The following is a 25590-nucleotide window of genomic DNA, read 5'->3' on the forward strand; positions in this document are numbered from 1 at the left end:
CGGCTCCGTCGAGCTGCTGCGCTTCGGCGTTGCCGCCGACGATTCCGGCGGCACGCCGCTGATCAACACACCAGCCGCCAGCCTGCTCAGGCTGGCGCTTCAGGCAGCCTTCCGCCCGGGCGACCCCGTTGCCCTGCTGTCGCTGCTCAAGCATCCCCTGCTTGGCCTCGGCCTGGAGCGGGCAAGCGTGCGCCATGCGGCCGAAATCGTCGAACTTGTGGCGCTGCGCGGTGGCACAGGGCGTCCGGACGTGGCGTCGCTGCCGCAGCTCTTCGACACCCGGCTCCTCGAATTCGACGGCAGCGGCAATCGCCGCCCACCCTTCTGGTGGCCGCGGCTTTCGGTCAGGCGCATCGAACAGGCGCGCGACCTGCTGATCCGGCTAACGGCCGCGCTGGCGCCGCTGGTTGCTTTTCGCGGCGACGAGAATGCCGATCTTGCCACCCTTGTGCGCGCCAGCGTCGTTGCGCTCGAAAGTCTCGGCCGCGCCGCTGACGGCAGCCCGAGCGAACTCTATGCGGGCGATGCCGGCGAAAAGCTCGCCGAGCTCTTGCGCGAGCTGGTCGCGGCCTCGGTGTCGTTCTCCTTCGCCGCTGACGAATGGCCTGACGTGATGGAGGCGCTGATCGCGCCCGAGACGGTCAAGCCGGCGCAGGGCACCGACAGGAACATCGCCATCTGGGGTGTGCTGGAAGCGCGGCTTCAGGATGTCGACACGCTGGTCGTCGGCGGGCTCAACGAAGGCGTGTGGCCGCGCAAGCCGGAGAGCGACCGCTTCATGTCGCGGCTGATGAAGACCGGCATCGATCTTGAACCGCCCGAGCGGCGCATCGGCCTTGCCGCCCATGATTTCCAGATGGCCATGGGCGCCAAAAAAGTGGTGCTGGCTCGCTCCGGCCGCTCCGGCGATGCACCGTCGGTACCTTCGCGCTGGCTGCAGCGCATCCTTACATTCGTCGGCGAGGACCACGCTGCTGCACTTCGCCGGCGCGGCGACGAACTGCTTGCCTGGGCGCGTGTGCTCGATGCCGGCGAAAAGCAGGACTTTGCGCCGCGGCCGCAGCCGAAACCGCCGCTCGCCGCGCGGCCGCACCACTTCTCGGTCACCGAGATCGAAACGCTGCGCCGCGATCCCTATGCGGTCTATGCCAGAAGGATACTCGGCCTGATGCCGCTCGATCCGGTCATTCGCGATCCGGGCGCTGCCGAGCGTGGCACGCTGTTTCACGCAATTCTGCACCTCTTCTCGGCGAGGGTGGCCGACCCGCGCGCGCCGGAGGCGCTGGACGGGCTCATCGCCGCAGGCCGCTCCTGCTTTGCCGAGGCGGCGCTGCCGGCCGATGTCGAGGCGGTGTGGTGGCCACGCTTCGAAAAGCTTGCCGTCGGCATCATCGAATGGGAGCGCGGCCGGGCCGCAGCCGTGGCACGGCGGTACGCCGAGGAACGCGCCGAAAAGACCGGTGTGGGCCGATCCGGTGTGACCCTGTCCGGCTATGCCGATCGCATCGATCTGCTGGCCGGCGGCATGGCCGACATCCTCGATTACAAGACCGGCTCCTCGCCATCCAAAGCACAGGCGCACACGCTGCTCGCGCCGCAACTGGCACTCGAGGGCGCGCTGCTCAGGCGCGGCGCTTTCAAGGAGCTTGGCGCATGCGAGCCGTCGCAACTGGCCTTCGTGCGGCTGAGGCCGAATGGCGAAGTGTTCGAGGAATCCATCCTCGAATACAACCGCAAGCCGCGAACCGCCGCCGATCTCGCCGAAGAAGCGTGGGCGCGGCTGGAAAAACTGCTGATCCACTACGCCGACCCGGCGACCGGCTATCTGTCGCGGGCGCTGCCGTTCCGCGAGGGCGAGACCGACGGCGACTACGACCATCTCGCCCGCGTGCTCGAATGGTCCGCCGGCGGCGACGCCGATGACGAGGGAGGGGAGGCATGAAAAAGGCCTACCCCATTCCAAGCGACACTGCCGCGAGCCAGGCAAGCGCGTCCGACCCGCGCAATTCCGCCTGGGTGTCGGCCAATGCCGGATCGGGCAAGACCCATGTACTCGCCCAGCGCGTTATCCGGCTGTTGCTGCGCGGCACCGATCCGTCCAAGATCCTGTGCCTGACCTATACGCGTGCCGCCGCCGCCAACATGTCGAACCGGGTGTTTTCGACGCTGTCGCAATGGACGGCCCTGGGCGATGCCGAGCTCTCGACACGGATAGAGGCGCTGGACGGCCGCCAGCCCGACCGCGAAACCATGCGCCGGGCGCGGCGGTTGTTTGCCGAGGCGCTGGAAACACCGGGCGGGCTGAAGATCCAGACCATCCACGCCTTCTGCGAATCGGTGCTGCATCAGTTCCCGCTGGAAGCCAATATCCCTGCGCATTTCGAAATGCTCGATCCGCAAATGGAGGCTTCGCTGTTTGCCGCCGCCCGCCGCGACATGATTTCGGGCGGCGTTGCAGGCGATGCGGCATTGTCCGAGGCCTTCGCCACCGTGCTGGAGCGCGGCGGCGAGCATGGGCTCGACGCACTGCTGGCCGAGATCGTGCGCAAGCGCGATGGTTTGCGTGCGTTCATCGCCGCGGCCGGCGGCGATGGTTTTCAGGCGCTGTTCGACGAGTTCCATTTCCGCGCCGGCCAGACGGCCGAAGGTATAGCCGCCTCGGTCTGGCCGCTGCCCGGCTTCCTGCCGGATTATCTCGTCACCTTTTCACGGGCAGCCGAGGCCGCCGATGCGCGCATCGTGCTGAACAATCTGCTGCCATGCGCCCGCCTTGCCTTTGCCGAGGAGGATCCGGTACGTCGCCTGAATTTGCTCTCCAAGGCTTTCCTGAGGGCCGACGGCGAGCCTTACGATCCGGCAAAGACGTTTAAGAGGGCATTGCTGGACCGGTTGCCCGATCTTGCTGAACGATATCTGGCGGCGGTCGACGCCATTCTCGAAATCTCCGACCGGCTGGCCTTGTTCAGGATGCTGGAAGGCACGCGTGCGGCGCTGACCATCGCCGACTGGCTGATCGCCCGCTACGAGCAATTGAAGCGCGCGCGCGGCTTCCTCGACTTCAACGACCTGATCACCCGCACGGTCCATCTACTGGCGCGGCCCGACGCCGGCCCATGGGTGCAGTACAAGCTCGACCAGGGCATCGACCACATCCTCCTCGACGAGGCGCAGGACACCAGTCCCGACCAGTGGGAGGTAGTCAAGCGGCTGGCGGAGGAGTTCTTTGCCGGGCTCGGCGCACGCGACGCCGTCCACCGCACCATCTTTGCGGTCGGCGACGAAAAGCAGTCGATCTATTCCTTCCAGGGAGCCGCCCCGGACTCCTTTGCCGACAGCCGGCTTTTGTTTGCCGGCAAAGTCAGATCCGCCGCCGCCGCCTTCGCCGATCTCAAGCTAACCTGGTCGTTTCGCTCGACCGACGACGTGCTTGCGGCGGTGGATCGTGTCTTTGCTGACCCGAACGTGCGGCGCGGCATCAGCCACGATCCCGATCCGCTCGACCACAAGGCGATCCGCAACGATGCGCCGGGCTATGTCGACGTCTGGCCCTCGCTCGGCGCCGACATCGTCGACGAACCGGACGACTGGACGCAAGCGGTGGATCACGCCCACGCACCGGCGGTGCGCGTTGCCGAAAACGTTGCAGCGACCATTGCCGGCTGGATCGGCGGCGGCGAGGTCATCGAAGGGCGTGGCAAGAAACTCCGGCCCGGCGACGTGCTGGTGCTGGTGCGCAAGCGCGACCGCTTCGTCCATGCGCTGACACGGGCGTTGAAGCGCCGCCACATCCCGGTGGCCGGCGCCGACCGGCTCAGCCTGCCTGGCCATATCGCGGTGAAGGACCTGATCGCACTCGGTCACTTTCTCATCCAGCCCGAGGACGATCTGTCGCTGGCCGCCGTGCTGCGCAGCCCGATCTTCGATGTCTCGGAAGAGCAGCTTTTCGCGCTTGCTGCGGAGAGGCCATCGAGCGTCTCGCTGATCGCCTCGCTGCGCCGGCATGCCGGCGAAAGCGAGGCGTTGGCCGCCGTCGTCAGCCGGCTCGGCACATGGTCGAACGAGGCCGCATTCAAGCCGGTGTTCGAATTCTATGCTGCAGCTCTCGCCCGCGACGGCCTGCGCAAGAAGATGATCGCGCGGCTCGGGCCGGAGGCCGGCGACGTCCTCGACGAATTCCTGAATTTCTGCCTGGCCGAGGAGCGGACCGGCCTGCCGGGACTGGAATCCTTCCTGTCGACTTTGGAAAACGCCGGCCCCGAGATCAAGCGCGAAATGGACCAGACCCGCGACGAGGTTCGCGTCATGACCGTGCATGCCGCCAAAGGCCTGGAGGCGCCGGTGGTATTCCTTGTTGATGGCGGCTCCGCGCCGTTCAGCGACCAGCATCTGCCGAGATTGATGCCGTTCGAAGGCTCGGGCGACTGCTGGGAGGGCAAGGGCTATCTCTGGCGTTCGGCCAGCGATGTCGCAAATGGGTTTTCACGCGCCGCATCGGCCCGCGCCCGCGAGCTCGCCGACGACGAATACCGCCGGCTGCTCTATGTCGGCATGACCCGCGCCGAGGATCGGCTGATCGTCTGCGGCTACCATGGCAAACGGGCGCCGAATACCGGTACCTGGCATTCGATCGTCAGCCGCGCACTGGTCGGTGCCGCGGAGAGCGAAGAACGCCGGCATCCCGCCACTGGCGAGACCGTGCATCGTTTCCAGGTGACGAAACTGCCGCCCATGCCACTGGCGGCAGTGAATGAGGCACGACAGGCGGAACGCTTTGCGCCATTGCCGGAAACCCTGTTCCGGCCTCTGCCGCCCTTCGAGGAATTGCCGCGGCCGCTCTCGCCGTCCGGCGCCTCGGTGCTGATCGACGAGGCGCGGCAAGCGGTGGCCGACACGCGTTCGCCGGTGCTGGATGCCGACGCCGAGCCCGGTTTTGCCGTCATGCGCGGGCTGGCGCTGCACAAATTGCTGCAGATGCTGCCCGGCATCGCCGAGGGAAAACGCCGGGATGCCGCCGAACGCTATCTGGCAAGAGCCGGCGCGGCATGGCCCGACGACAAGCACGACAAGGCCTTGGCTGGCGTTTTCAGAATTCTTGCCGACAGCCGCTTCGCGCCGCTGTTTGCGCCAAACTCGCGCGCCGAAGTCGCCATCATGGGCAGCCTGGAGGTAAGGGGCAAACTGCGCTCGATTTCCGGCAAGATCGACCGGTTGGCAGTAACGCCGGACAAGGTTTCGATCGTCGACTACAAGACCAATCGGCCAGCGCCAGCTACGCTCGCCGAAGTGCCGCAAGCCTATGTTCTGCAGCTCGCACTCTATCGCGCGCTGCTTCAGCCGCTCTATCCGGGACGCGAGGTCTCGGCGGCGCTGCTGTTCACCGAGGTGCCGCGGCTGATCGAGCTGCCGGCAGCGGCCATGGACGACGCGCTTGCTAGACTCACGGGAGCGTGACACAACACTTGCTTGAAGACGGACACGATCACCACCACATTTGGTGGGACGAATAAATCGAAAGGATCTCAGCATGGCCACCGTCAAGGTCGACAAGAGCAATTTCCAGGCCGACGTGCTCAACGCCAAGGAGCCGGTCGTGGTCGATTTCTGGGCGGAATGGTGCGGCCCGTGCAAGATGATCGCCCCGGCGCTCGAGGACATCGCCATCGAACTCGGCAGCAAGATAAAGATCGCCAAGCTCAACATAGACGAGAATCCTGAGCTGGCCGCGCAGTTCGGCGTGCGCTCGATCCCGACGCTGATGATCTTCAAGGGCGGCGAAGTCGCCGACATGAAGGTCGGTGCTGCGCCGAAAACGGCATTGTCGCACTGGATCAACGGCAGCCTCGCCTGATCCGATCAAAATTTTGCAGAAAAGCCCGGCCTCGCGCCGGGCTTTCTTGTGGCGTCACCGATCCGCAGATCTGGCACTCGCCACTTGCAGTCTCATGCTCTTGTCTGGCTTAAAGCAGGAGAAGCGATATGACCGGATCCGCCAAGGCCACCGTCTTCATCGACAATGAGCGCGTCATCGTCACCGAATACCGCTTCGCCCCGGGAGACAACACCGGCTGGCATCGCCATGGCCACGACTATGTGATCGTGCCGTTGACCGACGGCAAGGTGAAGCTCCTGACCAAGGATGGCGAATCCTTTGCCGAGATGAAGCAGGGCGCGCCGTATTTCCGCAATGAGGGCGTCGAACATGACGTCATCAGCGCAAACGATGGCGAATTCGCCTTCATCGAGGTCGAGCTGAAGTAGTCCACCAACCATCGGCTGCGCCGCTACAATTGTCCGGCGAGGCGCGATCACCAATCCGCGATACGATCGCCGCCGACGAATTGTGCGCTTTTCTCAGTATATTCGAACAGTTCTATCTTCACGCCGTTGGGGTCGCGGATCCAAGCCTGGTAGGTGTCATCGCACGCGCGTTTCTTGGAAGTGACATCAACCCCCTTTGACCTCAGATGGGCGATCGCGGCGTCGATGTTTTCCACTTCGAGGCAGAAGTGGTTGATCTGGTTCAAGTCGCCATAGCTGGCGCCGTCTTTCTGGAACACCTCGACATGGCTACGGCTGCCGCAATTGAGGTAGAAGCCGAAAATCTTCCCGTCGCGCAGGAAATTGAACTGGGTGTCCATGCCGAGGACGTCCCGATAGAAGCTTCGCGTCATCTCCAGGTCATTCGCGAAAATGCAAACGTGTGCGAGCTGCTTTACCTTGATCATGATTGGCTCCTCGCGGTGGTATGACAAGTTTGGCGTCACCGTGGCCCGGCTGAAGCACGCCTCAAACCGGCGGCGTGCCGTTTTCGGCCAACACCGCGCCGGCCAGGTAAAGTGACCCGCCGATCAGGATGCGCGGCGGCGGTCCGTCCCACGTGTCGCGCAGCAGCATCAGCGCATTGGCGACGGAACTGACCGGTTCGGCCGACAGGCCGGCCTCGATGGCGCGGGTCGCCAGCTCGTCGTTCGGCACGCCCGCGTCGCTCAGGCTCACCGGCACGGTGTAGACATGCCGGACCAGCCCTTTGAAGGCGCGGAAATAGCCGCTCTGGTCCTTGGTGTTGATCATGCCCGAGATCAGGAACAGCGGACGCGGGTTCTTTTCCTCCTGCTCGGCCAGCGCCTCGGCGACGACCACGCCAGCGCCGGGATTGTGGCCGCCGTCGAGCCAGATGTCGGCGCCCTTCGGCGCCAGTTCGCTCAGCCGTCCTTGCGGCAGCTTTTGCATGCGGCCCGGCCAGGCAACATTCGCCATCGCCTTCTCGGCAGCGCGGTGGCTGATCTCGAAGCCCGCCGCCTTGACCGCCGCGATCGCCGCCGCCGCATTGGCGAATTGATGGCGCCCCGGCAGGCGCGGCGGCGGCAGGTCCATCAATCCGTCTTCGTCCTGATAGACCATGCGGCCGTTTTCCTCATAGGCAAGGAAATCCTGGCCATAGACGAAGGCGGGGCAGTCGAGCCGCTCGGCGGTTTCGATGAGCACCTGCTGCGCCGTCTCGCTTTCCTGCGCGCCGATGACGACCGGGCATCCGCGCTTGATGATGCCGGCCTTTTCGGCGGCGATCAGCTCGACGCGGTCGCCGAGATAGGCTTCGTGGTCGAGCGACACCGGCATGATCACCGACACGGCCGGCTCGGCGATGACATTGGTGGCGTCGAAGCGGCCGCCAAGGCCAACCTCGAGGATGACGGCATCGGCCGGATGTTCGGAAAACAGCAGGAAGGTGACGGCGGTGAGGATTTCGAAGACGGTGATCTTCTGGCCTTGATTGGCTTTGGCGACGCAGGCGATGGCTTCGGCGAAGACCTTGTCGTCCACCAGCCTGCCGCCGCCATCTGCGGCCAGCCGGTAGCGCTCGTGCCAGTTCACAAGATGTGGCGAGGTGTGGACGTGGACGCGGTAGCCGGCGGCTTCGAGCAGCGCCCGTGAAAAAGCAGCACAGGAGCCCTTGCCGTTGGTGCCGGCGATGTGGATGACCGGCGGCAGCTGGTCCTGCGGATTGCCGAGCCGCTCGAGCAGCCGCGAAATGCGGTCGAGCGAAAGGTCGAAGCCCTTCGGGTGAAGCGCCATCAGGCTTTCGATTTCGCGGTCGGCGGCAAGCGTGGTCATGGCGAATCCTAGGCGCGCCACGGACGACGCGCAATCGCAGTTCGTGGCGAATGCGTCAGGCGTGCGGCCGGGCTTCGGCCGGAATCACCGACGGCGGCAAGATTTCCGGTTCCTGAGATTTTTGCTCCTCCGGCAGCTTGAGCAGCATTCTCAGCAGCCGTGCAATGGTCTGGCGCATCTCCAGCCGTGACACCACCATGTCGACCATGCCGTGTTCCATCAGATATTCGGCGCGCTGGAAGCCGTCAGGCAGCTTTTCGCGGATGGTCTGCTCGATGACGCGCGGGCCGGCAAAGCCGATCAGGGCGCCGGGCTCGGCAATATGCACGTCGCCCAGCATGGCATAGGAGGCGGTGACGCCGCCGGTCGTCGGGTTGGTCAGGACGACGATGTAGGGCAGGCCGGCCTCCTTCAGCCTGTCGACGCCGACCGTGGTCCGTGGCAACTGCATCAGCGACAGGATGCCTTCCTGCATACGGGCGCCGCCGGAGGCCGCAAACAGGATCAGCGGCCGCTTGCGCTGCAAGGCGACCTCGAAACCATGCACGATGGCGTCACCTGCCGCCATGCCGAGCGAGCCGCCCATGAAGGCAAAATCCTGCACCGTCACCACCACCGGCACGCCCTCGACCGTGCCCAGCGCATTGATGATGGCGTCTTCCATGCCGGTCTTGGCCTTGGCATCCCTAAGCCGGTCTACGTAGCGCTTCTCGTCGCGGAACTTGAGCGGATCCTGAACGACCTTGGGGTTTTCCAGCGTCTCGTATTTGCCGTCGTCGAGGAAGAATTTCAGCCGTTCCTTGGCTGATATCTTCATATGGTGGCCGGAGGACGGGATGACGAACTGGTTCTGCTCCAGATCCTTATGGAACACCATTTCGCCGGTCTCGGGATCCTTGATCCACAGGTTTTCCGGCATGTCGGTGCGGCGGCCGAGCATCGAATTGATCTTCGGGCGGACGTAATTGGTGATCCAGTTCATCGCTTCGGCTCCTGTCCTTACGAAGAGTTAGACCATGATCCCGAAAAGTGGAAACCGGTTTTCGCTGGAGATCATGGCCAACCAGAAGATCAAGATTATTCGGCGGCAGCAAGGCGAGCCGCGCGAACCCCTTGCGAAAGCCCGCTGACCAGCGTGGCGACGGCCTCGGCCGGATCGGCGGTCTTTTCGCCCTTCGGCCCCAGCACGTTGGCGACTGCATTGACAATCGCGGTGCCGACAACGACGCCGTCGGCCGACGCGCCGATGGTGCGCGCCTGCTCTGCGGTCTTGACGCCGAAGCCGACACAGACCGGCAGGTCGGTATGGCTCTTGATGCGCTTGACCGCTGCCGCCACCTTGCCGGTGTCGGCCAGCGCCGAACCGGTGATGCCGGTCATCGAGACGTAGTAGACGAAACCCGACGTGTTCTGCAGCACCTTGGGCAGGCGCTTGTCGTCGGTGGTCGGCGTCGCCAGCCGGATGAAATTGATGCCGGCCTTGAGTGCCGGGATGCAAAGCTCCTCGTCCATCTCAGGCGGCAGGTCGACGACGATCAGCCCGTCGATGCCGCTGGCCAGCGCGTCGCTCAGGAAGCGCTCGACGCCGTAGATGTAGATCGGATTGTAATAGCCCATCAAGACGATCGGCGTTTCACTGTCGCCGGCGCGGAATTCCGAGGCCATCTTCAGCGTCTTGACCAAAGTCTGGCCGCCCTTCAGCGCCCGCAGGCCGGCCGCCTGGATCGCCGGGCCGTCGGCCATTGGATCGGAAAACGGCATGCCTAACTCGATGATGTCGCTGCCGGCGCCGGGCAGCGCCTTCATGATCGACAGGGACGTGTCGTAGTCCGGATCGCCGCCCATGAAATAGGTGACGAGTGCCGGTCGCCCCTCGGCCTTCAGCTTTGCCATGCGGCGGTCGATACGGGTGGCCATGATCAGATCTCCATGCCCAGCATATTGGCCACCGTATGCACGTCCTTGTCGCCGCGGCCGGACAGGTTGACGATGACGATCTGGTCCTTGTCCATGTCAGGCACGATCTTCACCGCCTGTGCGATGGCATGGGCCGATTCCAGCGCCGGAATGATGCCCTCGACGCGTGTCGTCAGCTGAAACGCCTCCAGCGCCTCGTCGTCGAGGATCGGCACATAGTCGACGCGGCCGGAATCGCGCAGCCATGAGTGCTCGGGACCGACGCCCGGATAGTCGAGCCCGGCCGAGATCGAGTGGCCGTCCATGATCTGGCCGTCGGCGTTCTGCAAGAGGTAGGTGCGGTTGCCATGCAGCACGCCGGGCGCGCCGGCACTCATCGAGGCGCAATGCTCGATGCCGTCGAGGCCGCGGCCGCCGGCTTCGACGCCGATGATGCGCACCTCACTGTCATCCAGGAAGGGATGGAACAGGCCGATAGCGTTGGAACCGCCGCCGACACAAGCGATGATGGTGTCCGGCAGCCGGCCTTCCTGCTCGAGGATCTGGGCGCGCGCCTCGGTGCCGATCACCGACTGGAAGTCGCGCACCAGCTCCGGATAGGGGTGCGGGCCGGCGGCGGTGCCGATCAGGTAATAGGTATCCTCGACGTTGGTCACCCAGTCACGCAGGGCCTCGTTCATGGCGTCCTTCAGCGTGCCGTGGCCGGCCGTCACCGGCCGCACCTCGGCGCCCAGAAGCTTCATGCGAAAGACGTTGGGGCTTTGCCGGGCGACGTCGGTTGCACCCATATAGACGATACAAGGAAGCCCGAAGCGCGCCGCCACTGTAGCGGACGCGACGCCATGCTGGCCGGCACCGGTCTCTGCGATGATCCTCGTCTTGCCCATGCGCTTGGCGAGCAGGATCTGGCCGAGGCAGTTGTTGATCTTGTGCGAGCCGGTGTGGTTCAGGTCCTCGCGCTTGAAATAGACCTTTGCGCCGCCCCCGAGGCCCTTCGCCGAGGACACCTCACGAAGATGCCTGGTCAGGCCTTCGGCGAAATAGAGCTTCGACGGCCGCCCGGCGTAATGCGTCGAGAGATCGGTCAGTTCGGCCTTGAAATCCGGGTCGTTCTTGACCTCGTTCCAGTGCCGCTCCAGCTCGAGGATCAGCGGCATCAGCGTTTCGGCAACGAAACGACCGCCAAAAATGCCGAACATGCCCTGCTCGTCGGGGCCGGTGCGGAAGGAATTCGGTATCGCCGGCTTGTCCATCGCCGATCTCCTGGTCTGTGGTTTGAAGCGTGGTCAGGCGGCGCGGTTGTCGCGTGCTGCCCCGACGGCGCGGAAAAATTGTTCGATCAGCGCCGGTTCCTTGACGCCCGGCGCGCTCTCCACGCCCGAGGAAACATCTATTCCGGGCGGGTTCGCCAGCCGAAAGGCGTCGCCGATATTGCCGGCATTGAGCCCTCCGGAAAGCATGTAATCGACGCCGGCGTCAAGGCCAGCCAGAATGCGCCAGTCGAAGGCAAGACCGTTGCCGCCCGGCAATTCCGAACCCTTAGGCGGCTTGGCATCGAACAGGAAGCGGTCGGCAATGCCGATGAAGGGCTTGACTTGCCCGAGATCGGCGGCCTCGCTGACCGGCAGCGCCTTCATCACCGGCAAGCCGTAGCGGGCCTTCACCTCGGCCACCCGCTCGGGAGGCTCGGCGCCGTGAAGCTGCAGCATATCGGGCTGCATCTTTTCGACGATGTCATCCAGGAACGCATCGCTGGCGTCGACCGTCACGGCAACCGCCTTGGCCTTGCCGCGCGCCGCTTCGCGCAGGCGGCCGGCTTCCGCCGGCTCGACATAGCGCGGGCTTTTGGCAAAGAAAATGAAGCCGACATGGCTGGCGCCGCCGGCCAATGCCGCAGCCAGTGCCTTGTCGGTCTTCAACCCGCATATCTTGATGTCCATCGCCATGGCGCGGGATTGGCATGAAACGGCCAAAGAGTCGAGAAAAAGCATCCTGTTTGCCGCCAGCGCGGAACGCGCTACCTTGCTAATGTAAGAGCGGAACGCGCTACCTTGCTAATATAAGCGCAACGCTACTTGCTCAGGCACAGAGGCGGGAGAACAAAGATCATGCCGGAAAAGACCGTCGCGGAACTCAGGCAAAAGCTGGCGCAGGCCCATGAGGTCATCGCTCATTTGATGGACAAGGCAGCCTTCAACGGCGCCGAGGCGCACCGGGCGCTGGCTTATTTCAGCAACGAGACCTTCGAGAAGGATTTCCTGCCCTGGCCGCGCCATGTCGATGAGGGGTTGCGGCCGGAGGAGTTGAACGCGGCCAATGACGATTGATCGGCAGTGCAGAATCTATTGAGGCCGGCGCGAAGGATCGCTACAGTTTCCATTTCGTGCCCCTACAAGCATCCTACTCGAACGCGATCGCCTGCAGCGCGCCGCCATTGCGCTTGAGCCAGTCCTTGCAGCGCTCGGTATCCGGGCAAAGCTGCTCGCATAATTTCCAGAATTTCGGGCCGTGGTTCATCTCCTTGAGATGCGCCACCTCATGCGCGACGAGGTAGTTTATCACCGGCCGCGGCGCCATCATGATGCGCCAGGAAAACGACAGATTGCCGTCCGACGTGCACGATCCCCAGCGGCTCGACGTATCCTTGAAGCGGATCGCCTTGGCGCGCTTGCCGACCGCAGCACTGTGCTTGGTCACCAGCGCTTCGATCTCGCGCTTGGCTTCGCGCTTGAGGAAATCGGCGATGCGGCGCGGCAGATGCACGCGTTCGCCATGCACGATCATCAGCGGCCCGCGCTCGTCGCGCGACAGCGTGACGGTGCCGCGTTTCGACGGTTCATGGACGATGCGATGCGGCACGCCGCGCACCGGCACCTTGATGCCGGGCCGCACCTGCGGCCGATTGGGCACTTTGGCCAGCCTTTGCTCCAGCCAGTCCTGATGGCGGTCGAGAAATTTTTCCACCTCGCCGCGGCGCAGCCCCGGCGGCACGGTGATGCGCAGACCACGGCCGCCGGAATCGATGCGCAGCGTCAGGCGCCGCGCCCGGTCGTTCTCGACGATCTTGAGCGGCAGCGTGCGGCCGGCAACGCAATGCTCGCGCTCCACGACGGGCGTGGGCTTGGGTTTCGTCGGGGTGCGGAAGAAGCCGAAGGACATTCCGGGACGATACGTGATTCGAGGGAAACGACTAGAACAAAAAAGAAACGGCGCCGCTGACGCGACGCCGTTGGATTATCTATCTGGGCACGGGACCTTACTCGTCGAGCAGGCCTGGCGTGGAGTTGCCGCCGCGTTTGTTGTTCGTCGTCGAGCCAGTTGACCCACCCGTCGTGGGCGACGTCGACTTGTTGCGGTTGGCCATGAAGCGATCGAACTCTTCCTGGTCCTTGGCGCGGCGCAATTCACGGGCATATTCATCGAACTCGCTCAGCATCTCGTCGAGCTTGCGGCGTTCCTCGGCAAGCCGCTCGAGTTCCTTTTCGCGCCAGTCGTCGAAAGCGACGTTGCCGGTGCGTGCAGAGCCATGGCCCCAGCGCGCGGCCCTGTCGGAACCGCGGCGGCAACCGGCGAAGATGCCGTCGGTGGCGCGGTTGACGTCGCGCTTGAAGCCCTCGAGCCGATCGCCCCAGATGATGTAGGCGAGCATGGCGAAGCCGAGCGGCCAGAACACCATGAACCCGATCACCATCAACGCGATGGTCGCCGGCGTCCAGGCCGGACGGATCAATGCAGATGTGTTCATTTCTTCCAATCCTTCAGTTGGAGACAGCCAAATCCGGCTGCGTGGAATCGAAATGGGATGAAGAAAACGGCGATTCAAGACAGCAGCCGCCAAAACCGGACAAGCGGCTGAAATGATTATCGCTTTTTGAGCATTTCAAGGAAAAGAGCAGCCAGGCCCCGTAAGGGGGCAATGTCGTCGACGGTTCTGCAGTGAAAATCCAGCGCCGATCGCGTCTGCTGGCTGAGTGCCATGGTTTGACGCTTCGAAGCCGTCCGTTCAAAAATCCAGAGGCGCATTGTCGACGACCTCTTTCATCACGAAGAAGGTTCTCGTCTGGCGAACGCCGGGCAGTGCGATCAATTGGTCCCCGTGGATTCGGTTGAAATCCGCCATGTCACCAACCCTGATCTTCAGAAAATAATCGAAGTCGCCTGCCACCAGATGGCAGTCGAGGATGAATTTCAGTTTGGCGACGGCCTTTTCGAATTCCGCGAAACTCTCCGGGGTCGAACGGTCGAGTACGACGCCAACCATCACCAACGCGCCTCTGTCGACCTTCTGCGGGCTCACCATCGCCCTGACATGGCTGATGTAGCCTTCATCGAACAGGCGTTGCGTCCGGCGGTGGCACGTCGCCGGGCTAATAGCGACCGACTGCGCCAGCTCCGCGTTGGTCAGTCGCCCATTGCCTTGGAGCAGGCGCAACATTTTCAGGTCGATCCGGTCGAGCGCTGCGCGCATGAAAGATTCTTCCATTATTCGGATTAAGAATCGAATATATATGACATTTCAATGCTATGAAGCGATATTTTGGATATTGTGGGCTCGATCTTTGAGAGCACATTTCAAGGCAGAGCTGATAGTGTTCATCGCACCACACCGCAATGAATGGAACAAGCGAGGGCACTCTCATGCTCGAGAAATTCGAACGTTATCCGCTCACATTCGGGCCGACCCATATCGAGAAACTGGAGCGGCTTGGTGGTCATCTCGGCGGGAAGGTCGATCTCTATGCCAAGCGGGAGGATTGCAATTCCGGCCTTGCCTTCGGTGGCAATAAACTGCGCAAGCTCGAATACATCGTCCCGGACGCGATCGCCTCAAACGCCGATACGCTGGTGTCGATCGGTGGCGTCCAATCCAACCATACGCGCATGGTGGCGGCCGTCGCGGCGAAGATCGGCATGAAGTGCCGCCTCGTGCAGGAAAGCTGGGTGCCCCACGAGGACGCCGTCTACGATCGCGTCGGCAATATCCTTTTGAGCCGGATCATGGGCGCTGATGTCCAGATGGTCGATGAGGGTTTCGACATCGGGATTAGGGAAAGCTGGGAACAGGCAATCGCGGATGTGAAGGCCAAGGGTGGCAGACCCTATCCAATTCCGGCCGGGGCTTCGGTACACAAATATGGCGGCCTGGGCTATGTCGGCTTCGCCGAGGAGGTCCGCGCGCAGGAGAAGGAGCTCGGCTTTGCCTTCGACTACATCGTCGTTTGTACCGTCACCGGTTCGACTCACGCCGGCATGCTGGTCGGCTTCGCCAAGGACGGCCGCGAGCGCAAGGTGATCGGCATCGACGCATCCTGCACTCCGGCGCAGACCAAGGCGCAAGTGCTCAAGATCGCGCAGAGCACCGCGACGCTGGTCGAACTCGGCAAGGAGCTCGATGAGAACGATGTCGTCCTGATCGAAGATTATGCCTATCCGGTCTACGGCGTCCCCTCGCAGGAGACGAAGGAAGCAATCCGTCTCTGCGCGCGTCTTGAAGGCATGATCACGGATCCGGTCTATGAGGGAAAATCCATGCAGGGCATGATCGATCTCGTGAGCAAGGGTTATTTTCCCAAGGGATCGAAAGTGCTCTACGCCCACCTTGGCGGCGCTCCGGCCATCAACGGATATGCTTATACGTTCCGCAACGGCTGAATCTATCCCGCCTGCCGCACCATCGCGTCCACTGCCCGCACCAGCATGTCGAGATCTTGAGGCCGCGACAGGCGGTGGTCGCCGTCGGGGATGAGCGACAGCGTGACGTCGTCGGCCGGCAGCAGGCTGACCAGCTTCAACGCATGGTTCGACGGCACGTCGGGATCGGCAAGGCCTTGCAGGATGTGGACCGGACAGTGCGTGTCGATCGGCCCGGTCATCACCCGGTTGTTGCGGCCGTCCTCGATCAGTGCGTGCGTGTAGATGTACGGCTCGGCGGAATAGTCCGACGGCTCTTCGAAAAAGCCCTTTTTCCTGAGGTTGCGCTTCTGCGCTCGGGTCAGCACCGGCTCCACCAGTTCGAATGTGAAATCGGGCGCCGGCGCCAGCAACACAAGGCCGGCGACGCTGTTCTCGCCCGCCTTGCGCAACTCCTGCACCATGCGCAGCGCGATCCAGGCGCCCATCGACGAACCGACCAGGATTTGCCTGCCCTGGGTGAAACGGCGGAAAACCGCCAGGCTCTCGCCCAGCCATTTCGAGATGGTGCCGTCGGCAAAGGCGCCGCCCGATTCGCCGTGGCCGGAATAATCGTGGCGCAGGAAGGCGCGGCCTTCCCCGAGCGCCCATTCCGACAACGTTTCGGCCTTGGTGCCCAGCATGTCGGATTTGTAGCCGCCAAGCCAGACGATGCCGGGCTCGGCACCTGTCGCATGCCTGACGGCGATGCTCGTCCCGTCGACGTCCAGAAAGATCGGGGTGGTGGTCATGGTGTATTCCCTCACGCCGGTCTTTTGGCACAGCAAGGCATTCAACGAAAAGTGCTCCGCCACTTTCTTCGCTTGGTGCAGAGGAGCATTCCATCGAGCAGGTGATTTCCTGAGAATGCTGTGCTATTGACTCCGACCGCGCGCTCACCACATTGCGCGTTCGCAATTCTGAACTGAAGAACCCCTTAACGAAACGGCTCAAGGAGACCACGACCATTCGCAGACCTTTCAAAGCAGCGGCGCCCACCAAGGAAGGCCCGCGCTCCAACCGTGACATCCGGGTTCCCCGGGTCCAGCTAATCGACGCCGAAGGCCAGAACCGCGGCGATGTCTCCATCAACGACGCATTGCTGCTCGCCGAAGAGGCTGGGCTCGATCTGGTCGAGATATCGCCCAATGCAGTGCCGCCCGTCGTAAAGATCCTCGATCTCGGCAAGCTGAAATACGCCAACCAGAAGAAGGCGGCCGAGGCGCGCAAGAACCAGAAGGTCATCGAGATCAAGGAGATCAAGATGCGCCCGAACATCGACAGCCACGACTACGAGACCAAGATGAAGGCCGTCCGGCGCTTTTTCGAGGAAGGCGACAAGGTCAAGCTGACATTGCGCTTCCGCGGTCGCGAGATGGCGCATATGGAACTCGGCATGCAGCTTCTGAACAAGGTTCGCGAGGAAGTGGCGCCCATCGCCAAGGTCGAAGCCGAACCGAAGCTCGAAGGCCGCCAGATGATGATGGTGCTGGCGCCCCGCTAAAGCGCGTTGCGCTTTAGTTCTGTTTGTGCATGTCGTTGTCGCAAAACCGCAGCGCACTTTTGGGCGACGTGCATTAAATCCGCCTGAATCATGTTGCAAGGCGTCCCGGCGATCGGCGGGGCGCCTGTTCTTGGCCAGACGCTGCGATCGCCGGCGAGAGCAAAGACGCTCTGGTTCCCTCGACGATCGGATTCCCGACATGGTCAATGACGTCAAGCATTCGGAAGCCAAATATGGGCTGGGCAGCTACCAGCACACGCGCAGGATGGTGCTTGCCGTCGTCGTCGTCGTCCTTTTCGCGATGCTTTTGTTCGGGCAGTCGGTTTTTCCGCCCGATACGCCTGTGCATGAAACGATCGAAATGGTCGGCGTCCTGCTGATCTTTCTCGGCGTTGTCGGACGCTTGTGGTCGACGCTCTATATTGGTGGACGCAAATCCTCCGAAGTGGTGACCGGCGGACCCTATTCGATCACCCGCAACCCGCTCTATGTCTTCTCTACTTTAGCTGCCGCCGGTGTCGGCGCACAGATCGGCTCCATCACCGCCACGATCGGCTTTGGAGCGCTCTGCGCGGGTGCATTTTACATCGTTATCCTGCGCGAGGAGAAATTCCTCAGGCAGGTTCTTGGCGCGCCATACCAGGCCTACCTGTTGAAAGTGCCGCGCTTCTTCCCGAAACTGTCGCTGTATCAGGAAGGCGACACCGGCGGCTTCAAGCCGCGCCTGCTGCGAACCACGCTGCTCGACGGTCTGGTCTTCCTGGTTGCCTTGCCGGCTTTCGAACTGATCGACGGCGCCCAGCAGTCCGGCATATTGCCGGTGCTGTTCCGTTTCCCCTGAGTACGGTGTTGCTGAGTACAGTGTTGCTGGGCACGGGGTGTTGCGCGCGCCCCCGCTTTGACGTATAGGACCGCCGTTCCCAAAAAACCGCCCGGCAGGGCATGCCGTGGCGGTTTCATTTGCTTTTCGGGCTTTGGTCGGCCTGAAGCGAACAAACAAGCGCATTGGTGCGCATATAAACGGAGTAGCAAAATGCCCAAGATGAAGACCAAATCGGCCGCCAAGAAGCGGTTCAAGATCACAGGTACGGGTAAAGTTCTGTCGGCTGCAGCCGGCAAGCGTCACGGCATGATCAAGCGGTCCAACAAGTTCATTCGAAATGCCCGCGGCACGATGGTTCTGGCTGAACCGGATGGCAAGAAGGTCATCAAGAATTTTCTGCCGAACGGCCTCTGAGCATTCGGTCTGGACAGCGTTAAGGAGATCATGACATGGCACGCGTAAAGAGAGGCGTCACCTCGCACGCCAAGCACAAGAAGGTCCTGAAAGCCGCCAAGGGTTTTTACGGCCGTCGCAAGAACACCATCCGCATCGCCAAGCAGGCGGTGGAAAAGTCGCTGCAGTACGCCTATCGCGACCGCAAGAACCGCAAGCGCTCGTTCCGCGCGCTGTGGATCCAGCGCATCAATGCGGCGACGCATGAGCATGGCCTGACCTATGGCCGTTTCATCGACGGTCTCAACAAGGCCGGAATCGAGATCGATCGCAAGATCCTGTCGGACATGGCCATCCACGAGCCGCAGGCCTTCGCCGCACTCGTGGCCAAGGCCAAAGTCGCGCTCGAATACCTGAAGAATACCACGCCGAATGCTTTTGAAAGCGCTGTCGCTTAAGACCAGCGCTTCCCAAGCTATTCGACACTTGATTTGGGAAACCCGCGCTGGCAGGGCTGGCGCGGGTTTTTCTTTGCTTCCAATCGGATCTGGAACATGAGTGACATGGAAACTCTCGAAAATTCCCTGATGGCCGAGATCGCCTCGGCCGCCGACGAGCAGGCGATCGAGGCGGTGCGTGTCTCTGCCCTTGGCAAGAAGGGCTCGGTTTCCGAGATGCTGAAGACACTCGGCTCGATGAGCGCCGAGGAGCGACAGGTCAAAGGCCCGGCAATCAACGGCCTCAAGAACCGCGTCACCGAGGCACTTTCGGCGCGCCGCGCCGAGCTGAAAGATGTGGCGATCACAGCACGGCTTGCCGCAGAGAAGGTCGACGTCAGCTTGCCGGTCAGGCAATCGCCGGCCGAGCGCGGCCGCATCCATCCGATCAGCCAGGTTATCGACGAGATCGCGGCGATTTTCGGCGATCTCGGCTTTGCCATCGCCGAAGGTCCGGACATCGAGACCGACTATTACAATTTCACCTCGCTGAACTTCCCGGAAGGCCACCCGGCGCGCGAGATGCACGACACGTTCTTCTTCCAGCCGGACGAGCAGGGGGAGCGCAAGCTTTTGCGCACCCACACCTCGCCGGTGCAGATCCGCACCATGGAGATGCAGAAGCCGCCGATCCGCATCGTCATCCCCGGCAAGACCTACCGGCAGGATTCCGATGCCACCCACTCGCCGATGTTCCATCAGGTCGAGGGGCTGGTGATCGACAAATCGGCCAACGTCGCCAATATGAAATGGGTGCTGGAGGAGTTCTGCAAGGCCTTCTTCGAGGTGCCGAGCGTCAAGATGCGCTTCCGGCCGTCTTTCTTCCCGTTTACCGAGCCCAGCCTCGAGGTAGACATCCAGTGCGACCGTTCGCGGCCCGGCGAGGTGCGCTTCGGCGAAGGCTCCGACTGGATGGAGATTCTCGGCTGCGGCATGGTGCACCCCAATGTGCTCCGTTACGGCGGGCTCGATCCCGACGAATACCAGGGCTTCGCCTGGGGCATGGGCATCGACCGTATCGCCATGCTGAAATACGGCATGCCGGATCTGCGCGCCTTCTTCGACGCCGATGTGCGCTGGCTGTCGCATTACGGTTTTAGGCCGCTCGACATGCCGACGCTGTTCGGGGGCTTGAGCGCGTGACGACCGGGCCGCAGCAAATCCGCGGGCAGCTCGCCTTCCTGCACATGTCCGACGCGCGGCCGCATAGCTTCAAGTGCAGCGTGCCCAGACCAGACGGAACACAGTCATGAAACTCACCCTCTCCTGGCTCAAGGATCATCTCGAGACCGACGCCTCGCTGGCGGAAATCGTCGAGCGTCTCACCTCGATCGGCCTCGAGGTCGAGCATGTCGACGACCGGGCGAGCCTGGCCCCCTTCGTCATCGCCAAGGTGCTGACGGCGGTCCAGCATCCCGACGCCGACCGGCTTCGCGTGCTGACCGTCGACACCGGCGACGGCAAGCCGCCGGTGCAGGTCGTGTGTGGAGCGCCGAACGCCCGCGCGGGCCTGATCGGCGCCTTTGCAGCACCGGGCACCTATATTCCCGGCATCGACGTGACGCTGACCGTCGGCAAGATCCGCGGCGTTGAAAGCCATGGCATGATGTGCTCCGAGCGCGAGCTCGAATTGTCCGAGGAGCATGACGGCATCATCGACCTTCCGGCCGATGCGCCGGTCGGTACCAGCTTCGCCGCCTATGCCCATCTCGACGACCCGCTGATCGAGATCAATCTGACGCCGAACCGGCCGGATGCGACCAGTGTCCATGGCATCGCCCGCGATCTGGCGGCGAGCGGGCTCGGCACGCTGAAGAGCGCCCCGATAGAGCCGATCCCCGGCAAGGGCGAGACGCCGGTCAAGGTGACGATCGAAGCGCCGGAGCTCTGTCCCGGCTTTGCGCTGCGCCTGGTGCGCGGCGTCAAGAACGGATCGTCGCCGAAATGGCTGCAGCAAAGGCTTCTCGCCATCGGCTTGAGGCCGATCAGCGCGCTCGTCGATATCACCAATTACGTCACCTTCGACCGCGGCCGGCCGCTGCATGTCTTCGACGCTGCGAAGGTCACCGGCAATCTCGCCGTGCGCCGGGCGCGTGATGGCGAAAAGGTGCTGTCGCTCGACGGCCGCGAATACACGCTGACGCCGGAGATGTGCGTCATCGCCGACCAGGACGGCATCGAATCGATTGCCGGCATCATGGGCGGCGAGCATTCCGGCTGCGACGAGAACACCACCGACGTGCTGATCGAGTCGGCGCTTTGGGACCCGATCACCACCGCCCGCACCGGCCGCACGCTCGGCATCATCACCGACGCACGCTACCGCTTCGAGCGTGGCGTCGACCCGGAAATGATGATTCCCGGTGTGGAGCTGGCGACGAAGCTGGTGCTCGATTTCTGCGGCGGTACGCCGGCGCGAACCGAAGTCGTCGGCTATGCCGGCCATCAGCCGAAGATCGTCTCGTTCCCATTGTCGGAAGTGAAGCGGCTGACCGGCATCGAAGTGCCGCGCTCGACAAGCCTCGACATTCTTGCCCGCCTCGGCTTCAGGCCGGAGGGCACGGGCGATGTCGTCAATGTGGCGGTCCCGTCCTGGCGGCCGGATGTCGACGGCAAGGCCGACCTGGTCGAGGAGGTCATGCGCATCCACGGCGTCGACAACATCGCGCCGCAGCCGCTCGGTTCGCACGATGCGGTCAACGCCAAGATCCTGACTGTGCTGCAGATCCGCACCCGCGCTGCCAAGCGGGCACTTGCCGTGCGCGGCATGATGGAGGCCGTCACCTGGTCGTTCATTCCGGCAAAACACGCCGAATTGTTCGGCGGCGGCCAGCAGGCGCTGAAGCTTGCCAACCCGATCGCCGCCGATATGTCGGACATGCGGCCGTCGCTGCTGCCGGGGCTGATCGCGGCAGCACAGCGCAATGCCGACAGGGGCATCGGCGATGTCGCGCTGTTCGAAGTGTCGGGCACTTACGAGGGCGACGGCGCCGACCAGCAGCGGCGCGTTGCCGCCGGCGTGCGGCGCGGCACCGCCAGGCTCGAGGGCTCCGGCCGCCATTGGGCCGGCAATGCCGGCGCCGTCGGCGTCTTCGATGCCAAGGCCGATGCGATCGCCGCACTCGAAGCCTGCGGCGCGCCGGTCGAGCGGCTGCAGATTGAGGCCGGCGGTCCGGCCTGGTATTATCCCGGCCGCTCCGGCACGATCAAGCTCGGGCCGAAGGTAATCCTTGGCACGTTCGGCGAGTTCCACCCGAAGACGCTGGAGGGGCTTGACGTCTCCGGCCCGCTTTGCGGCTTCGAAGTGTTCATCGATACCGTGCCCGAGCCGAAGGCCAAGCCGACGCGAACAAAGCCGAGGCTTGATCTGTCCGCCTTCCAGGCGGTCAAGCGCGATTTCGCCTTCGTCGTCGACAAGGCGGTCGAAGCCGGCACACTCGTTCGCGCCGCCCTTGCCGCCGACCGAAAGCTGATTTCCGGCGTCTCGGTGTTCGATGTTTTCGAGGGTGCAGCGCTCGGCGCGGCGAAGAAATCGATCGCCATCGAAGTGTCGATCCAGCCGGTCGAAAAGACGCTGACCGACGAGGATTTCGAGGCGCTGGCCAAGCGCATCGTCGAGAATGTCGGCAAGCAGACCGGCGGCGTGCTGCGCGGCTGAGGGGTTGCGAGCGCCTGGCGAATCGCCGTCCAAAGGGCGATGGACCATTTGCGCTATTCAGGGCTGCCCTTCGAGGAACAGCGTGCAGTCTTTCTCGATATCGTCTCAGCCGATCCGCTGGTCAGTGAGACGCTGTCGCGGGTACGGGTGCTAGGCCTGCCGGACTGGCTGGTCGTCTCCGGCGCGCTTTACAACAGCGTCTGGAATCATCTGACCGGAAAGCCATCGGGGTACGGCATCCGGGATGTCGACCTGTTTTATTTCGATGAGAGCGATCTGTCCTATGAAGCCGAGGACACGGTCATCCGCCGTGCGGCGAGGCATTTCGAAGGGCTGAAGCTGCCGGTCGAGGTTCGCAATCAGGCACGGGTGCATCTGTGGTTTGAGGCGCGCTTTGGCGGTTCCTATCCCAGACTGTCGTCGTCCGCCGAGGCGCTGTCCTATTTCGCTTCGAAAACCCATGCGGTCGGCGTTAGATTCGGCACCGATGGGCAACTCGCGCTCGTGGCGCCGTTCGGGCTCGACGACATCTTCTCGTTTCGCGTTACCCCGAACCGTGCACTGGATAATCGGCAGACGCACGAGATGAAGGGCGCGCGTGCCAGGGAGAACTGGCCGGAGATCAGTGTCATGCCTTGGTAGGAAATGTCGGCGCGAGGCACCCCCCCTCTGCCCTGCCGGGCATCTCCCCCTCAAGGGGGGAGATCGGATGTCGCCTCGGCTTTCGCCAATCACCGGCGCCGGAAGGGCGGGCAGGGCGCGGGAACTGCCAATCTCCCCCCTTGAGGGGGAGATGTCCGGCAGGACAGAGGGGGGTGCCTCGCGCCGAGGTCTCACAACGCTTTGCATCGCACCGTATTAGTCAAAAGGGGTGCCCAAACGCCCCGTTTCGATTACGCCGTCGATTGCCGTTCACCCGTTAACCAGCGCCAGCAGCTCCTCGGTATAGCGCTTGCCGACCACCTTTTCCGGCGACAGGGCGTCGCCGATGGATGCCACCTCGGCCTGGCTCAGCACGATATCGGCTGCCGCCGTATTCTGCTCCAGATGGCGCATTTTTCGCGCACCAGGGATCGGGACAATGAAGTCGCCCTGATGCAGCACCCAGGCGAGCGCCAGCTGCGCCGGCGTCACGCCCTTCCCGGCGGCCATCTTTTCCAGCACGGCGACGACCGCCGCATTGGCCGCCATGGCGTCGGCCTGGAAGCGCGGCAACCCACGGCGCCAGTCGTCGGCGCCGAGAACATCGGGCTTGGCGATCGTGCCGGTGAGCAGGCCGCGGCCGAGCGGGCTATACGGGACAAAGCCGATGCCGAGCTCACGGCAGACAGCAAACACCTCCTCCTCCGGATCGCGGCTCCACAGTGAATACTCGCTCTGCACGGCGGCGATCGGGTGCACGGCATGCGCCCGACGAATGGTCGCCGCACTCGCCTCCGACAGGCCGAGCGCCCGCACCTTGCCCTCGCGCACCAACTCGGCCATGGCGCCGACCGTATCCTCGATCGGCACGTTGGGGTCGACGCGGTGCTGGTAATAGAGATCGATCACCTCCGTATCCAACCGCTTCAATGACGCTTCGGCCACGGCCTTGACATGCTCCGGGCGGCTATCGACACCGGCCATGCGCTCCATGCCGCTGCCTTCTTCGAGGATTTTGAAGCCGAATTTGGTTGCGATCGTCACCTTGTCACGCACCGGCTTCAGCGCCTTGCCGACCAGGATCTCGTTCTCGTAAGGGCCATAGACCTCGGCCGTGTCGAAGAAATTGACCCCGATCTCGACGGCATGGCGCAGCGTGGCAATCGCCTCCGCCTCCGGCTGGCCACCATAGGCAAAGCTCATCCCCATGCAGCCGAGGCCGACCGGGTAGACGTCAAGTTCATTGCCAAGCTTTCGGGTTTGCATCACGTGTCTCCTTGTTGTGATGGTTGTGATGCCGCAGAGATAGCGTCTTGCGCCGAGTTCGATAATCGGCTCTCAATTGCACGGGCTGTTCCAAGAAATAGATCAATGAAGCGAACCCATCTTTCACAGCTCGCGGTACTGGCAATGGTCGCCCAATGCGGCAGTTTTCGCGGCGCCGCCAAGGAACTGGCAATCGCGCCGTCGGCGGTCAGCCACGCGGTGTCCAGCCTCGAAGCGCGCCTCGGCGTGCGCCTTCTGGCGCGCAGCACGCGCAGCGTCGCTCCGACCGAGGAGGGCGCGCAACTGCTCGAGCGCCTCAGGCCGGCGCTGTCGGAAATCGACCTTGCGCTTGAATCGGCAATCGAGGCGCGCCACCGGCCGGCGGGCAATCTCAGGCTGACCGTGCCGCGCACCGCCGCCCACCTGACGCTGACGCCAAGGCTCGGCGCCTTTGCTGCTGCCTATCCCGACATCGTGCTGGAGATCGTCATCGAGGACCGCTTCACCGACGTGGTCAAGGGCGGCTTCGATGCCGGTGTGCGGCTGGGCGAGAGCCTGCAGCGCGACATGATCGCAGTGCGCATCGGACCAGACCTTCGCGGCGCGGTGGTCGGCACGCCATCCTACTTCGAGACCAGGTCCAAGCCGCAGCATCCGCGCGATCTCGCCGCTCACCGCTGCATCCGCTTCCGCTTCTCCAGCGGCATCATCTATCGCTGGGAATTCGAGAAAAACGGCGAGGAGATCGAAATCCCGGTGGAAGGGCCGCTGATCCTCGACGAGGACCATCTGATTGCCAATGCCGCGGTCGACGGCGCCGGGCTCGCCTTCGTGTTCGAGGACTATGTCCGCGACCCGCTCGCCGGGGGCAAGCTCGTTCGCGTGCTGGAGGACTGGTGCCCGCGCTTCGATGGTTTCTTCGTCTATTACCCCAGCCGCCGCCAGATGCGGCCGGCGCTCAGGGCCTTTGTCGATTTTTTCAAGGTCGGCGAGTAAGCCAACCCTCCCCACAAGAGATCTTTGCACAGAAGCCGATCAGTGATTCTGTTGTGAGGTTGGAGCAGGGAGATTCGCGATGGTGGATCGTGTTCTGGGTCAGTTGAGTCTG

Annotated in this window: 25 protein-coding genes; 14 read left to right on the forward strand and 11 right to left on the reverse strand. The window is 63.4% G+C overall.

The window, feature by feature from the left end; genetic code table 11:
* From addB to NKI72_RS30015, 4 genes are all read left to right on the forward strand, one after another.
* The coding region (gene addB, locus NKI72_RS30000) for a double-strand break repair protein AddB (RefSeq protein WP_352851618.1) at nt 1–1942 on the forward strand (1942 nt) is incomplete at its 5' end.
* Entirely contained in the window at nt 1939–5451 is a 3513-nt protein-coding gene (gene addA, locus NKI72_RS30005; RefSeq protein ID WP_352851620.1) for a double-strand break repair helicase AddA, read from the forward strand. The genes addB and addA, both read left to right, overlap by 4 nt.
* Before the next feature lie 73 nt (nt 5452–5524).
* Nucleotides 5525–5848, forward strand: a complete 324-nt coding sequence (trxA, locus tag NKI72_RS30010; protein WP_023677558.1) for a thioredoxin — start codon at nt 5525–5527, stop codon at nt 5846–5848.
* A 128-nt stretch (nt 5849–5976) separates the two neighbouring features.
* Entirely contained in the window at nt 5977–6258 is a 282-nt protein-coding gene (locus NKI72_RS30015) for a cupin domain-containing protein (RefSeq protein WP_352832560.1), read from the forward strand.
* Between the two features lie 47 nt (nt 6259–6305).
* Here NKI72_RS30015 and NKI72_RS30020 read toward each other — a convergent pair whose 3' ends face one another.
* From NKI72_RS30020 to NKI72_RS30045, 6 genes are all read right to left on the reverse strand, one after another.
* Nucleotides 6306–6725, reverse strand: coding sequence for a VOC family protein (locus NKI72_RS30020; protein ID WP_352454801.1), 420 nt, complete (start codon nt 6723–6725; stop codon nt 6306–6308).
* Between the two features lie 61 nt (nt 6726–6786).
* Complete coding sequence (locus tag NKI72_RS30025) at nt 6787–8112, reverse strand: bifunctional folylpolyglutamate synthase/dihydrofolate synthase (RefSeq protein ID WP_352832557.1); 1326 nt, start codon at nt 8110–8112, stop codon at nt 6787–6789.
* Between the two features lie 55 nt (nt 8113–8167).
* The gene (gene accD / locus NKI72_RS30030; protein ID WP_352682217.1) at nt 8168–9094 is read right to left on the reverse strand and encodes an acetyl-CoA carboxylase, carboxyltransferase subunit beta; all 927 of its coding nucleotides are present in this window, start codon (nt 9092–9094) and stop codon (nt 8168–8170) included.
* A gap of 95 nt (nt 9095–9189) precedes the next feature.
* Nucleotides 9190–10029, reverse strand: a complete 840-nt coding sequence (gene trpA, locus NKI72_RS30035; RefSeq protein WP_023677563.1) for a tryptophan synthase subunit alpha — start codon at nt 10027–10029, stop codon at nt 9190–9192.
* 2 nt (nt 10030–10031) lie between these two features.
* Nucleotides 10032–11282, reverse strand: a complete 1251-nt coding sequence (trpB, locus tag NKI72_RS30040) for a tryptophan synthase subunit beta (RefSeq protein ID WP_352813956.1) — start codon at nt 11280–11282, stop codon at nt 10032–10034.
* Between the two features lie 33 nt (nt 11283–11315).
* Nucleotides 11316–11975, reverse strand: coding sequence for a phosphoribosylanthranilate isomerase (locus tag NKI72_RS30045; protein ID WP_352451641.1), 660 nt, complete (start codon nt 11973–11975; stop codon nt 11316–11318).
* Nucleotides 11976–12137: 162 nt separating this feature from the next.
* On the opposite strand from NKI72_RS30045, the gene NKI72_RS30050 reads away from it, so the two are divergent.
* The gene (locus tag NKI72_RS30050; RefSeq protein WP_254815955.1) at nt 12138–12356 is read left to right on the forward strand and encodes a hypothetical protein; all 219 of its coding nucleotides are present in this window, start codon (nt 12138–12140) and stop codon (nt 12354–12356) included.
* Nucleotides 12357–12429: 73 nt separating this feature from the next.
* Here NKI72_RS30050 and NKI72_RS30055 read toward each other — a convergent pair whose 3' ends face one another.
* From NKI72_RS30055 to NKI72_RS30065, 3 genes are all read right to left on the reverse strand, one after another.
* Nucleotides 12430–13188: a M48 family metallopeptidase gene (locus NKI72_RS30055; RefSeq protein WP_352451640.1), complete on the reverse strand. Its 759-nt coding sequence runs from the start codon at nt 13186–13188 to the stop codon at nt 12430–12432.
* Between the two features lie 97 nt (nt 13189–13285).
* Nucleotides 13286–13774: a DUF2852 domain-containing protein gene (locus tag NKI72_RS30060; protein ID WP_352616779.1), complete on the reverse strand. Its 489-nt coding sequence runs from the start codon at nt 13772–13774 to the stop codon at nt 13286–13288.
* A 258-nt stretch (nt 13775–14032) separates the two neighbouring features.
* Complete coding sequence (locus NKI72_RS30065) at nt 14033–14497, reverse strand: Lrp/AsnC ligand binding domain-containing protein (RefSeq protein ID WP_352832555.1); 465 nt, start codon at nt 14495–14497, stop codon at nt 14033–14035.
* Nucleotides 14498–14667: 170 nt separating this feature from the next.
* Between NKI72_RS30065 and NKI72_RS30070 the strand changes: the two genes are divergently transcribed.
* A complete protein-coding gene (locus NKI72_RS30070) occupies nt 14668–15681 on the forward strand; it encodes a 1-aminocyclopropane-1-carboxylate deaminase (protein WP_352769726.1) in 1014 nt (337 codons plus the stop codon).
* Between the two features lie 2 nt (nt 15682–15683).
* Here the strand turns inward: NKI72_RS30070 and NKI72_RS30075 are convergent, their stop codons facing one another.
* Nucleotides 15684–16451: an alpha/beta hydrolase gene (locus NKI72_RS30075; protein ID WP_352832553.1), complete on the reverse strand. Its 768-nt coding sequence runs from the start codon at nt 16449–16451 to the stop codon at nt 15684–15686.
* 215 nt (nt 16452–16666) lie between these two features.
* Here NKI72_RS30075 and infC point away from each other — a divergent pair, with 215 nt between their 5' ends.
* The 7 genes from infC (at nt 16667) to NKI72_RS30110 (ending at nt 23216) form a co-directional block, all read left to right on the forward strand.
* The gene (gene infC / locus NKI72_RS30080; protein WP_023677573.1) at nt 16667–17203 is read left to right on the forward strand and encodes a translation initiation factor IF-3; all 537 of its coding nucleotides are present in this window, start codon (nt 16667–16669) and stop codon (nt 17201–17203) included.
* Between the two features lie 199 nt (nt 17204–17402).
* Nucleotides 17403–18044, forward strand: coding sequence for a methyltransferase family protein (locus NKI72_RS30085; RefSeq protein ID WP_352451636.1), 642 nt, complete (start codon nt 17403–17405; stop codon nt 18042–18044).
* 192 nt (nt 18045–18236) lie between these two features.
* On the forward strand, nt 18237–18440 hold the full coding sequence (gene rpmI / locus NKI72_RS30090; RefSeq protein WP_006201248.1) for a 50S ribosomal protein L35: 204 nt from the start codon (nt 18237–18239) through the stop codon (nt 18438–18440).
* Nucleotides 18441–18475: 35 nt separating this feature from the next.
* Nucleotides 18476–18877, forward strand: coding sequence for a 50S ribosomal protein L20 (gene rplT / locus NKI72_RS30095; RefSeq protein WP_006201247.1), 402 nt, complete (start codon nt 18476–18478; stop codon nt 18875–18877).
* 96 nt (nt 18878–18973) lie between these two features.
* Nucleotides 18974–20059, forward strand: a complete 1086-nt coding sequence (gene pheS / locus NKI72_RS30100) for a phenylalanine--tRNA ligase subunit alpha (RefSeq protein ID WP_352451635.1) — start codon at nt 18974–18976, stop codon at nt 20057–20059.
* Nucleotides 20060–20165: 106 nt separating this feature from the next.
* Nucleotides 20166–22574: a phenylalanine--tRNA ligase subunit beta gene (pheT, locus tag NKI72_RS30105; protein WP_352851621.1), complete on the forward strand. Its 2409-nt coding sequence runs from the start codon at nt 20166–20168 to the stop codon at nt 22572–22574.
* Between the two features lie 39 nt (nt 22575–22613).
* Nucleotides 22614–23216, forward strand: coding sequence for a nucleotidyltransferase family protein (locus NKI72_RS30110; RefSeq protein ID WP_352832549.1), 603 nt, complete (start codon nt 22614–22616; stop codon nt 23214–23216).
* 270 nt (nt 23217–23486) lie between these two features.
* Here the strand turns inward: NKI72_RS30110 and NKI72_RS30115 are convergent, their stop codons facing one another.
* Nucleotides 23487–24482, reverse strand: coding sequence for an aldo/keto reductase (locus tag NKI72_RS30115; RefSeq protein ID WP_352540001.1), 996 nt, complete (start codon nt 24480–24482; stop codon nt 23487–23489).
* Between the two features lie 105 nt (nt 24483–24587).
* Between NKI72_RS30115 and NKI72_RS30120 the strand changes: the two genes are divergently transcribed.
* A complete protein-coding gene (locus NKI72_RS30120) occupies nt 24588–25478 on the forward strand; it encodes a LysR family transcriptional regulator (RefSeq protein WP_352832547.1) in 891 nt (296 codons plus the stop codon).
* The last annotated feature ends 112 nt before the right edge of the window (nt 25479–25590 follow it).

The sequence above is a fragment of the Mesorhizobium sp. M0437 genome, from assembly GCF_040321335.1.
GTDB lineage: Bacteria > Pseudomonadota > Alphaproteobacteria > Rhizobiales > Rhizobiaceae > Mesorhizobium.